We start from the raw sequence: 13495 nt of genomic DNA, 5'->3' as shown, positions 1-13495 counted from the left end.
CCCCTCCTCAAAAAACAGTTCACAATTAACTAAACTGCTGTTCCCTTTGTTATATAAGAAAAACCGAAACTAAAAATCATTTCGGTTTTTCTAAACTATAGAAGTCTATATTTATCCCGCATTAACGGTCAGTAAGACTCCCGAATGCGAGAAACCTAGGTGGGAGATAACTGCCCGTAAATGCCCGATTGGTTCAACTAATAATCAGTGGGGATGGACAAAACCCCCACTGATTAAAGTTTCACTTTACTTTAACGAATGAACAAACAACCCGCTACGTAGTTTCGGTTCAAACCACGTTGATTTTGGCGGCATTACTTCTCCAGCGTCAGCAATTGCTAATAAAGCTTCCATTGATGTCGGATATAATGCGAATGCTGCTTTATATTCACCGCTATTTACAAGGCGTTCTAGTTCTTCTAATCCGCGGATTCCTCCGACAAAATCAATGCGTGAATCAGAGCGCGGATCATGTATTTCAAGTACTTGGCTTAATAAATGATCTTGCAGGATAGATACATCTAAACCTTTAACGAGATCATTCGCATCAAACGTTTCCTCTTTCACTGTGAGCTTATACCACTTCTCGTTTACATACATACCAAATGTTTTTGGCTCATTTGGTTTATATGGAGAAATCCCTGCTTCTTCTACATAAAAGTATTGTGTAATTTGTTTTAAAAACTGTTCTTCTGATAGGCCATTTAAATCTTTCACAACTCGGTTATAGTCCCAAATAGAAAGTTCATCATGAGGGAATAAAACAGATAAGAAGAAATTAAATTCCTCTTCTCCTGTGTAATGCGGATATTGTTCTCTCCGCATTACACCAACTTTTGCCGCTGATGCTGAGCGGTGATGCCCATCCGCAATATATAGATTAGGAATCTCTTCAAATGCTGCTACTAATTTCGCAATCACATCTTCATCTGCAATCTTCCACGCAACATGCTCGACTCCGTCTTCTGCCGTAAATTTATAAATGGGCGCATGTTCTTCTTTCCAGCTTGCAATTAAGCATTTCACTTCTTCTTTTGTACGATACGTTAAAAAGATAGGTCCCGTATTTGCGTCACACACATCTACGTGGCGAATACGATCTTGTTCTTTCTCATGACGCGTTCGCTCATGTTTTTTAATTGTATCATCCTCATACTCATCAATTGATGTACAAACAACCAGGCCTGACTGCGTTCTTCCTTGCATCGTCAGTTCATAAATGTATAGTGCTGGCTCTTCATCTTGAATGAACACTTCTTCTTGTATAAATTGCTTTAAATTTTCACCCGCTTTTTCATATACGCGATCATCGTACGGTGAAAGTGCCGGATCTAAATCGATTTCTGCTTTATCGACATGTAAAAAAGAATATGGATTCCCTTTTACAACTTCTCTTGCCTCTTCACTATTTAATACGTCATACGGTAAAGCTGCAACTTCTGCTGCTTTTTCTTCTACTGGACGAATGGCCCGAAACGGTCGGATTTTTGCCAAGTTCCTCTCTCCTTTACACAATCATTCGAACGGCTACAACACCTGTAATTTTGCTTATATTTTCCACAATATTCTCTTTAATTATATCATCAATTCCGTTATCAATATCAATCATTGTGTACGCCCAAGAATGTTTACTACGATTAATCATATCTGCAATATTAATATGATGTTCTGCTAAACATCCTGTAATTTGCCCTACCATGTTCGGAACGTTTTGATGCATGATTGTAATACGTTTCTTTCCGATGTACGGAAGTTCTACGTTTGGATAGTTTACTGAATTACGAATATTTCCTGTCTCTAAATATTCACGTAATTGACGAGCTGCCATTACTGCACAATTTTCTTCAGACTCAGACGTAGATGCACCAAGGTGAGGCGTCGCTGTTACATTTTTCATCTTTATTACATTTTCATTCGGGAAATCTGTTACGTAATGTGTAATAATATCTTCTTCTAACGCTTTTTGAAGAGCATTTTCATCTACAAGTTCTCCTCTTGAGAAATTGAATAGACGCATTCCTTTTTTCATCGTCTCTATAGCGTGTTCACCAACAATCCCTTTCGTTTGATTCGTAAGTGGAATATGCAGTGTAATATAATCACAAGTTGCAAAAATTTCATCTAAACTAAATGCTCTTTGCACATGTGTAGAAAGACGCCATGCTGTTTCAACAGATATATACGGATCGTATCCGACAACGTCCATCCCTAAAGCTAACGCATCGTTCGCAACTAAAGCACCGATTGCACCAAGACCGATAACACCTAAACGTTTCCCCGCAATCTCTGATCCAACGAATTGCTTCTTCCCAGCTTCAACAAGCTGTGGTACTTCTTCTCCATCCAACTCTTTCGTCCAGCTCACTCCGTTTATAATATTACGGGAAGACATAATAAGACTTGCGATAATAAGTTCCTTCACTGCATTAGCATTAGCCCCTGGCGTATTAAATACTACAATCCCTTTTTCCGTACAACGCTCAACAGGAATATTATTTACACCGGCACCAGCTCTTGCAATTGCCTTTAAATCTTCTGAAAACGCTTCTTGATGTAAAGAATAGCTTCGAAGTAAAATACCATCTGGATGACCTATTTTGTCTCCAATTTCATACCGATTTCCATCAAAAATTTGCAAACCCTTTTCCGCAATTTGATTTAACGTCTGAACACGAAACATATCCCCATCTCCCTATCTATTTTCAAGCTCAAATTCCTTCATATAAGCTACTAATTGCCCAACACCTTCCGCCGGCATCGCATTGTAAATACTTGCACGCATACCGCCGACTGAGCGATGTCCCTTTAGCGTAACGAAACCGCGTTCTTTTGCTTTTTGTAAAAACTGACTATTTAGCTCTTCTGACGGTGTAGTAAACGGAATATTCATAAGCGATCGATACGTAGGATCAACTGGTGAGGTAAACAATTTAGATTCATCTAAAAAATTGTAAAGAAGTGAAGATTTCATTCTATTTTGTTCTTCAATCGCAGATACCCCGCCTTGTTCTTTCAACCACTCTAGTACAAGTTTCGTTACGTAAATACTAAAGGATGGCGGTGTATTATATAGGGAGTTATTTTTACTGTAAGTTTCATAGTTTAACATTGTAGGACAAGAACGATCTGCCCCACCAATTAAATCTTTTTTTATAATTACAATCGTCAATCCCGCTGGCCCTAAATTCTTTTGCGCACCCGCATATATGAGGCCAAACTTCGTAACATCATATTGTTCTGATAAAATATTTGAGGACATGTCTGCAACAAGCGGCACTCTTTCTAAATGTGGAATATCCACATATTTTGTCCCCTCAATTGTATTATTCGTTGTAATATGTACATAATCTAGTTCTTCATCATTCAGGAAATCATCCATTTTAGGAATCGTAGTAAACTTCTCTTTTGCAGAAGAAGCGATTACTTGCACTTCCCCTACTTTTTCTGCTTCTTGCAGCGCCTTTTTAGACCATGAACCTGTCAGTACGTACCCAGCTTTTTTATACGCACTCATTAAATTTAACGGTATCATAGAAAATTGTAATGACGCACCACCTTGTAAAAATAAAACTTCATACTCATCAGGAATGTTCATTAATTCACGAAGTAAGTTGCTCGCTTCATCAATAATACTTTGGAAATAAGAAGACCTATGGCTCATTTCCATAACAGACATGCCTGTCCCGTTATAATTTACAAGCTCCTTTTGCACTTTCTCTAAAACTGGCAAAGGGAGTATAGATGGTCCTGCTGAAAAATTATACACTCTCTCCATCACCCAGATAACCTCCCTATTTCTCTTTTTTGTTATTATTTAAACTTTCTGAATTATAACCCATATACAATATACGGTCAATTTGTTTTCCGTTATTATGGCGTAAGACGCGATGGAACCGCTTGCATGTGCACCCTGTTTTTTATAAACATACAAAAAAGTGTTAAGTACATAATCGTACTTAACACTCTAGTAATAAAGTATAATAGCTACTTACTCGTAAAGAACCGATCAAAAATTTGATAAATAGCTGAAAGACCAAAGAGCCAATAAATGGTATCCACAAGCGCCGGCATAGAACCAAACCATTTCTCAACTACATTATAATCTAACGCCACAAACAACCAATTCAAACCGCCAAGAATCACCAATATTACTGTAAGGTAAGACAAAAATTTCATTATGATTGCCCCCTAGGTGATAAGATGGTGAAAGGCCTTTCACTAAAATATATGTAATAGATTCTAAAACTTACCTATTTTATAAAAATTATTTTCGATACCATCCATTAATAACTGCCTCTGCTTCTTTACTATGTATTTGATACGAATGATTACTATCATTAGAGCCAATAAACCATATTGAAAAACCTTTAAAATACGGCTTCGGTTCTAATACATCACGGTAAGCACGCCACCCGTTAAGTTGTACATCTTTTGAAAACACATTCGTAACATCTGGGTTCCACGGATTTTGCAGTCCAAGTTCACGTGCTGGAACGTTAAATCCACCAAAATATACTGGCTTTCCTGTTGTTTTATGTAATTTCTCAAGTTGCTGAACAACATTTTGGCCACGATTATATACTGTCGTCGCAAATAAACTTTGTTTTACTTCTTCGTACGATGGATTTCTTTTTCCTGAAACTTCAAACCAACTATCAATACTTACAATGTCCACCTTTTTTAAATACGGACGATTTATTTTTGCCAGAAACTTCGCTTCATAAGATGGATCAAAGCTTGCAGTTAACCACCAGTTCATTTGATACAAAACATTTCCTTTATACTGCTGGCGAACAAAATCGATTGTATCATTCCAATATCCTTCTGCATATTCCATATTAACGAAATTAGAAGCGATTTTCAGCCCGTAAACATTGTACTTACTTGTAATGGAATTAAAAATATCTTGTAAAACAACCGTTTTCCAATTCCAAAAGAAATCGTTAATATTACTCGGGTTCCATTCCGTCTCTCCAATATTTCCTTGCTGAATAAATGGGAACGGTTCCACTATAACTTGAATATTACGCTTTAATAATTCTTGAATTAAAATAATAGCTTGTTGCTTTTGCGCCTGATTAATTACCATATTAGCAGAATTCACATTTGGAATATCAACTTGGATCGGTACATTCACCGTATTTAAATTCAAGCGCTCCACATCTGCTAACACTTTCTCTACATTGCCTACTTCCCATACCGTTACGTTTCCTGATTTTATTTTTCCAGATTGAACAGTATTTAAATCTGCCTGTACATTTCCCTGGAAACAAAAAGAAAACAACATGATACACACTCCTAAAAAACTTATTAAACTCTTATTTTTCTTCACAACTTTCCTCCTATAATTTTTGGCATTCTTGATTATTTTATACAACATTACACATATATTCCAGAAAAATATGAAATGGAATTTTTATTAATAGAAATACTGTTCAACCTCATTCATTATTTATTCATATCAGCCTCCTAAAAATAGTAGGGAAAATTTCAAAAGAGACCCTTACATATAGTAAAAGTCTCTTCTAACATTATCGCGGCTTTAAAGTTAATACTTTCCCTTCAATTCCGTCTGTATTTAAAGTAGTCGTATGATAATCTCCATTGATCCAATCATCTATTTGATCATGACACCAATCGCTTCTAAAATGTCCCGACTGCCCCGGTCCTACTATATGATAACCGTTTGACATATCTTTCGTATCAATAACAAATCTCCAAGAAGCACCATGATTTACAATACCGTTATCTCCGTAACTCGCTGCTTGAACGGTAACTTGACTTCCGCCTATCGGAACTGCTTTCTCACGATTAAATGCAAGTAATGCTAACATACTAGATGATTTCGAAATTGGATGCGTAAAAGCAAGTTGATGGTAATCGCCCCACTTCCACTCTGCAACATCGGGTCCATATTCCTTCTGTAATTTCTTCATTACATTCTCGTACGATGTATGCACAACTTTCGTGAAACCTCCGTACTTCGTAAACCAAGCGCTATTTTCTCCTGCTACTTGTTTTCGAATCAATTCATCAACAACTTGTGACTTCCCTTCAAATAACTCCATCACATCTTTCGGTATTTCTTTTGAAAATAACGTATTCGAAATTTCTTTCATTAACAAATGGTATATTAACGGTGCCGCTTCATCTTTACTATCGTAATAATTCCACTTTGTTAATTGTTTTACGCCTTCTTTCTCTACTTCATTTAAAGATGCTTTATTTAACTCTTTTAAAAATATAGGAGCAAATTCTTTCCCGTATAAATTTTTTTGATCCATCTGTAAATCTTCTAAATCTTTCACCGTATACTTTTCCTTCTCTTGTAAAAACTCTTGAATACGCATTTGCCTATATGGTTGCGCCCACGTATTACTAATATGGTATGGATAATTATCATCAACAATTTTATTATTTGCAGTTGAAATAAAACCTTGTTTTGGATTTATTACTTTTGGAAGCTGATCAAACGGGATATAACCTTCCCATTCATATTCATCTGTCCATCCTGGCACTGGCAAACTACCATCACCTTTTTTACGCACTGGTATATTTCCATTCGCTTTATAAGCAATTGTGCCGTCGTTTGATGCAAATACAAAGTTTTGAGTTGGTGTATGAAAGTCTTGAAGTGCTGTTTCAAACTCATCCCAATTTTTCGCTTTATTCATATTTAGTACAGCCTTTAATTCAGCGGAAGGCTCCAAAGCAGTCCATTTCAAAGCGAATACTGTTTTCGTTTTCTCTTTCCCTTTATCCGCAAACTCTGAAATGACTGGACCATGCCTCGTAACAGTCACGTTATAAGGAATTGTTTTCCCGCCTTTTACTTTAATAGATTCATCAACAACAGTAGCTTTTTCCCACTTATCGTTATACAAAAATTCATTTTCATTATTAGGATTTCGCTTCTCAATATATAAATCTTGCACATCAGGACCTGTATTCGTAACACCCCATGCTATTTTGTCATTGTGACCTAATATAACACCTGGTACTCCAGCGAAAATAACGCCACTCACATTTAAATCTTTCATTTCAAGTTTCGATTGATACCATATTGAAGGTGTCGCAAGAGATAGATGAGGATCATCCGCTAAAATTGGCTTACCAGACGCACTCTTCTCACCGCTTATAACCCAATTATTACTACCATTAAACTCAGGCGGAATTACCGTTTTTGCAAAACTTTGTGCTACATTCACATTTGTATTTTTCAGTTCAGCTAGCAATCTAGGTGCATCTTTCGGATATGTAGGAAATAACTCATTTGCTTGCTCTTTCGAAAGATTTTTTAGCGCCCAATATCGAAACGCTTGCCCGTGCCAATGTCCGCCCAAATCAAACGCCATATACTTTCCAATCGTTAAAGAATCCACAATTGACCATTCAGCAGGCTCATAGCCTAGTAAAGTAAACTCAACCGGCAATTTTTTTTCCTGTTTCGCCTCACGTATAAAAGCGTTCACTCCATCAGCAAATGACTGCAGGGCATATTTCGCTTCCCCATCATATTGACTAACAGAAACTTCTGCCGCCCGCCTTAAACCGAGCGTCCGAAACAACTTATCCCTATCAACAGCTGCTTCCCCAACAACCTCACTTAACATACCAGAAGCTTGTCTTCTACTTAAATCCATTTGGAACAAACGATCTTGCGCTTGTACATACCCTTGCGAGAAATATAAATCATGCGCATTTTCCGCTTTAATATGCGGTACACCTTTACCATCCCGCTTCACCGTAACAGCATGTTGTATATCCTCTAGCTTTATCGTTCCATCTATCTTCGGCATAGATCTAAGCGTATACAAGTTCAAAAAAATCGCAGCACAAATAACTAACAAAAGAACGATACTACTAGACCAAATAAAAATTCTCTTGCCCCTAGTTCGTTTCTTCTTTATGACGACTTCCATATCCATATAACCCCTCCTTTCTCAAACTATTCGCTTCTATTTAAGGAAGAACCTTTTAGAAAAGTTGAAAAACCCCCTTCATTTTCCTATAAATGAAGGGGGAATTCTTAACGTTTGTTACGCCAGCTTTCATTATGACCCAGATTCGACTCGGTCGCTAATTGCACATCATATAATATTTCACTAAAGAAGCGCCTATCTACTTGTTTTGGTACAATGCGTCTCTCATCATCAATTTCGTCATATTCATATGAACCACGGTTCACTGTACCCGCTTTATAAAATTGAATCTCAAATACACATACATCTTCTTCACCTTCATATCCAATCGGCGCTCCGCTAAATGACAGTTGCGCCCCTAATTCAGTGCGAATATCTTCTTTATAAAATGTACAATAAACACCGCCATCTTGAACCGATCCGCGAGTCCATCCAAGTTTCATCATCTTACCAAATAACGAGCGACCATTTAATAAAATACCGCCAAATCTCTCAACAGCAATCTCATCATTTTCCTCTACTACAAACACTGGACGTTCAATTTGTAGAAATGGCTGCACAATTCCGGAATTTGTCAGTTGCTCTTTCCATAGCTCCTTTTCCGCTCCTGATAATTCTAACGGATGAATTAAACCAATAACATTTCCAGGTGAAAGTTCATGATTCTCGCCTATCATTGAATAAAACGAACCATCCTCCACGTAACGGAACATTTTCCGCAACGTTCCTTCCGTATATTCACCCCAAACAAGCGAAATAGCAAATTGCTTCATAATTGGATTTTCCAAAAATACCGATTTCCACGTATTATATGACCAGTAGCGTTTTCGTGATAGAGCGTCTTCCAAACGTTGTTTCTGCATAGAAAGAGCACTTCGGAGTTCGTTCTTTAAAGAGGATAACTCTTTCTTAGCCTCCTCAGCTTTTACTACATCATCTTTTGCATTCGGCTTCGGAAGTGACTTCATACGTTTTCCTTCTTCTGTCTCTAATTCAATTTTCGAATCTGAAGTTAAAATAGCAGTAAAACATCTATTCCCAAAATCAATCTCCTTCTCACCACTTATATCGAAACCAAGATCTGGTGCCAGTTGATCTTCCAACTCTTCTTCTGTTATACCACGTGTTTTCGCAGCAAGACTTAGTGCTTCTTTTGCCGCATTACGCACTAACTTATGCTTATATTTAAATGCCATCGCGTGAATAGACACAAGTGCACGCTTAGATGAGGACAACCCTAGAGCCCGAACAGCATCTGCTGCAATCTTTCCTCTCATATCAAGCACCCATTCATCAATTTTCTTTTTAAGTATACCGACCATTTTATCATCACTATACATGCCATATAACGAAAGAATACCACGTTTCTTCACATCTGCATCTTGAGAAATCCATACTTGATATATTTCTTGTACATATTCCTTCAAGTCTTGTTCATTCAAAATAGTACTAATTACTTCAGCCGCATCTTTCTTCTCAATAACGGAATCTGATATATATTGATTTACATATGCTAGCGGAAGTTTTACATCGGCTATTTCATTTGAATTACGAAGACGAATTTGTGGTTCGTTCCCAATCCATTGCACAAATGAATTTCTTTTTTGTTCCGTTACTATACGACTGCAAAGTTCTTCTATATTTTCTGAATCTCCACCCACTTCAAGTAACGGAGCAAATTTCTCAACAAAAGAAGCATTCTTCTTTTCTTGTAAAGCTTCCTGTACAAGTTGTATATATTTTTCAATCTTATACTCTATTAGTATTTTCATCACATTTTCACGAACAATTTTCTTTTTATTATGAAGTTCAGCTGCTACATCTGTCGCAGCTTCTACATCTTTTGAAAGAATTTTCACTACAGACTCGCGCATTTTTTTAGATGAATCTCCTAAGCATTTGATCAAAATGGGACGCATTTTAATCATATTATCCCTTGCTAACTCTTCTAAAATATACGCTTTGGCCACAGCAGAATACTCATCAAATCGTTCAATGATGTACGCCTGTTCTTTTACAATGACATGAACAAGCGCTTCCTTCGCCTTATTTCTCTCTTCACTGTAGCATGCAGCTTGTTCAACTGCATAAGCGATAAGCTTTTCCTTACTTAACCCATACGAAAGAAGATCTTCTAATACTTGTTTCGGTTCTATCCCTCTGACAGAACATTCGTAAAGAAGTTCGTATAAATTAACACTATCATCATCTCCGAATTGTAGTGTAAGTACAGCTTCCCTCTTCGCTACATCATCTATATCCCAAAGGAGTACAACCTCTAACACTGGCATACCCCAATACATACTTCTAAATTTCGGATTTTTAAGTATTTGCTTCATATCATCAAGTGACACTTTCCCTAATAAATAATCACGATATGTGTCACGTATTGTAGACGATTTAATTTGCAAAGCAGCGACAAAAAATTCTTCTCGCATTTTCCCTCTATTTAACTCATGTCCTTTTTCAGTTAACGTTCGTGCGATAATGAGATAATTAATTTTACTTACATATTGCAAAGTACGTTGAACAAATTCAGAATTTTCTTCCGCCATGAAGCATAGCATTTCATATTCATACGTCTTACAAAATTCCTCATTATTTAAATCATGTTGCCTCAGACGATGCGCAAAAAATCTTTCCTCAGAAATCCAGAACTGTTTACAAAAACTTTGAATTTCATCATACGTTTTCTTATTTACACTGCCAGTTCTTTTATAATTTTGAGGCTGATTGAAAGCTTGACACACGTAACGCGTAGCATGATTCATAAAACCCCAAACGTTTTTCTTCGCTAATATTTCAACATACCGCCTCGCAATATTTGAATACTGATGAATACTAAATAATAGTCGCCAAATATATTCTGGTAAATTTCCACCTAAAAATAATTCCCTATCACTTTCACCTTTTATATATCTTTCAACTGCTTCAATCTTTTCCTTTTCTCCATTCAAATTCAATATAAATTCAGCATGTTCTTCTAATCTCTCGTCCAATAAAAAACTGTATGTACGGAATCTCTCATAATCTACTTCAAACATTACGAGAAGTAACGATAATTGCTGCTGATTTGGTAAAGTGTATAATTGTTCCTCTATATAGTTCGGGTTCTCTTTTGTTAGCCCTTTAAGAAAACCATACGCCTCATTCACATAACTTGAAATATTAGTTAAATATTTACACGCAATTACTACAAGTTTATCTAATGGAAGTGCACTTTTTTCTAAATAAATCTTCATATTAGCAAAATCCACATATTTAAACCTTATTATAAGAACATTTAACAATTGCTCCCCTAACAAATAATAAAATAACCGAAAGAAATCCGGATCTTGTTTATATACTTTCCTAAAATCATTTATAAACTGATTTGCAAAATCGCTTCTTTTTTGATCTCTAATTGTCGTTAGTTGAATATTATTTAAAATCTCTTCTTCTCTCGTTTTTAAATAACGTAATGATAATTTTTCCTGTTCTTCTGTCATATAAATATATTGAAACAACTGAGCTGTATTTGTAGTCAAACTTTGTTCCCCCGCATCTTTTTATCTACTATAAAAATACCCTTATTTAATTGTAGTATAGCATAAAATTCACAAAAACGAACATACATTCTATGTTAAATTAATATAAATTAAAACACACTACTCAAAATACTTCTCCTTCTCTCTAAACTTCCCATTACACACTTTTCTTCACTAGAATCCCCCCACTTTTTTCTATACCAATTCCTCAAAATCCCCTGCACATAAGCGAACGTCCCCTTATTATTCTCAAATGCAATTTTAAGTGCCTCTAGTACTTTATCTCCTGAAACTTTTTGTATCCACTCTTTCAATTCCTTCACGATATATAGAGATAGACTACTTATATTTTGCTCGTAAAATTTATAAACTTCACTATGCGAAGTATCCTTTTCTATATCTTCCTCCTCAGCAACTACTTGTAAACTACTATTATCCTCTTCCTCTGGCATACCAAAATACTGAAGTAATAATGGAATCTTGCATTCTTCTTCAAGACATTTACGCAAAAACTTATGTAGGAACTCTTTACTTTTCACCAGTTTCAGCTCACGTAATACACATTTCTCTATGTTCGCATTAAAAATAGGATTATAGTGTAGCCAATTCATAATGAATAACTCTTTCGTTTCCGCATCATATAAAATCTTCCCGTATTCCACAAACCGGTTCAATAACTTCTCAATAGTCTCCATACTGTAACCAGTTTCAAGCTCTGCCAAACGCTTCGGTAATATGTAAATACCACATTGCTTCGTTTTCGTACCAGTTAACAAATATATGTAAAAGTAACGCTCTTCTGGCGTTAAATCTAATATGAATTCATCTTGCCAAAAGTTCACCTGCACATTACGGTACACCGCCATCAGTTTCCCTCCCGCTCTTTACTAGTAAAAAGGAAAATTCCAATCCTTCAATATAAATATAGGAATGAGCAAACGGTTTTGGCATTCGAGTTCCAAATTTTTTTACTACTACTACGCCGGTTTTATTTTTTCGCACTTGTTTTGTTCTTGTAGTTGTTTTTGTTTTGTTTTTTCTTAGTGATTTATTACTTGGTAGGTGCTTATGAGGGGCTTTGAAGGGGCTTATATAGTGTTTTCATTCCCCTCTTATCTGATATCTAATTACAAATGTCTCCAACAATCTTCATACATTGCAGACAACCATTATGATTCACCTGCTCATATTTACCCGAAAACAAAAAGCACTTGTTGCCTTCATAGACAATTCAGTGCTTAAGGTTGAAAGTTTATAAATAAGAGTGTCTATAATCGACATAGTTGATTGAAATATTTATTTTAGTAACGATAATATGATACATACCGTATTATCTACAACTGAACGTTCTGGGCGAGATTTCATTAACACTGTTAATCCAATTAATGAAGTGACTAGCGTTTGTGCTAAAGCTTTAGCATTCACATCACTTTGCAGTTCTCCAGACTGAATACCTTTGGCGATCAATTCTTGAAATATAATTGAAAGATACATTTGATGTTCTCTAGTCAACACTTCAAATTTTTCATTATGAGGAGAAAGCTCAACCATTGTGTTAATACAAAAACAGCCTTTATTTAATTCTCTTTTATATTCCTCTTCCACCATATTTTCAAAAAATGTACGAATGGCCTCTTTTACAGATTGTTCTTTTTGAAGTTTTGTTCGAATGCTAGTCGCATGTATATTTGTGTATCTCCGTAGTGCAGCTTCAAACAGCCCTTCTTTATCACCAAATGCTGCATATAAACTCGGTCTTTGTATTTCCATTTTAGCAGTTAGATCACTTAATGAAGTAGCAGCGTATCCTTTCTCCCAAAAAAGTTGCATAGCAGCATCCAAAGCTTTTTCTTTATCAAATTCGCGTAGTCGAGCCATTTAACCCCTCCTCTTTTTTCACCTGTTTTCTAAATTACAAATCACGTTTTATGTACCAATCAGTATATTATATATCGTATTAAATTATAAATGATATGTCAAAACAAACTGAAATTACTTTACAATTCATTTGACATATTAACTTATCCCTGATTATATTTTATTTAA

9 protein-coding genes are annotated in these 13495 nt (G+C 35.9%); all 9 read right to left on the bottom strand.

From position 1 onward, the window contains the following. Positions 1-246 precede the first annotated feature (246 nt). Complete coding sequence (locus CDB3_RS08365) at positions 247-1494, bottom strand: DUF1015 domain-containing protein (RefSeq protein ID WP_128854091.1); 1248 nt, start codon at positions 1492-1494, stop codon at positions 247-249. A 13-nt stretch (positions 1495-1507) separates the two neighbouring features. Continuing rightward, complete coding sequence (locus CDB3_RS08360; protein WP_128854090.1) at positions 1508-2680, bottom strand: 3-phosphoglycerate dehydrogenase family protein; 1173 nt, start codon at positions 2678-2680, stop codon at positions 1508-1510. 12 nt (positions 2681-2692) lie between these two features. Beyond that, positions 2693-3775, bottom strand: a complete 1083-nt coding sequence (serC, locus tag CDB3_RS08355) for a 3-phosphoserine/phosphohydroxythreonine transaminase (protein WP_128854146.1) — start codon at positions 3773-3775, stop codon at positions 2693-2695. Positions 3776-3984: 209 nt separating this feature from the next. Beyond that, positions 3985-4176, bottom strand: coding sequence for a DUF378 domain-containing protein (locus tag CDB3_RS08350; protein ID WP_002084566.1), 192 nt, complete (start codon positions 4174-4176; stop codon positions 3985-3987). An 88-nt stretch (positions 4177-4264) separates the two neighbouring features. Further along, entirely contained in the window at positions 4265-5332 is a 1068-nt protein-coding gene (locus CDB3_RS08345; RefSeq protein WP_128854089.1) for a glycoside hydrolase family 113, read from the bottom strand. A gap of 199 nt (positions 5333-5531) precedes the next feature. Beyond that, positions 5532-7922 carry a penicillin acylase family protein gene (locus CDB3_RS08340; protein ID WP_128854145.1) on the bottom strand — a complete coding sequence of 797 codons (2391 nt, stop codon included), beginning with the start codon at positions 7920-7922 and terminating at the stop codon, positions 5532-5534. Positions 7923-8029: 107 nt separating this feature from the next. Then, positions 8030-11449, bottom strand: coding sequence for a DUF4132 domain-containing protein (locus tag CDB3_RS08335; protein WP_128854088.1), 3420 nt, complete (start codon positions 11447-11449; stop codon positions 8030-8032). A gap of 110 nt (positions 11450-11559) precedes the next feature. Further along, on the bottom strand, positions 11560-12315 hold the full coding sequence (locus CDB3_RS08330; protein ID WP_128854087.1) for a DnaD domain-containing protein: 756 nt from the start codon (positions 12313-12315) through the stop codon (positions 11560-11562). 430 nt (positions 12316-12745) lie between these two features. After that, positions 12746-13327: a TetR/AcrR family transcriptional regulator gene (locus CDB3_RS08325; protein WP_128854086.1), complete on the bottom strand. Its 582-nt coding sequence runs from the start codon at positions 13325-13327 to the stop codon at positions 12746-12748. Positions 13328-13495: the final 168 nt, after the last annotated feature.

Source organism: Bacillus sp. CDB3 (assembly GCF_002081505.1).
Classification (GTDB): Bacteria; Bacillota; Bacilli; order Bacillales; family Bacillaceae_G; genus Bacillus_A; species Bacillus_A cereus_AT.
The sequence above is the reverse complement of the archived record's forward strand: the minus strand, read 5'-3'. Positions and strand labels throughout refer to the sequence as shown.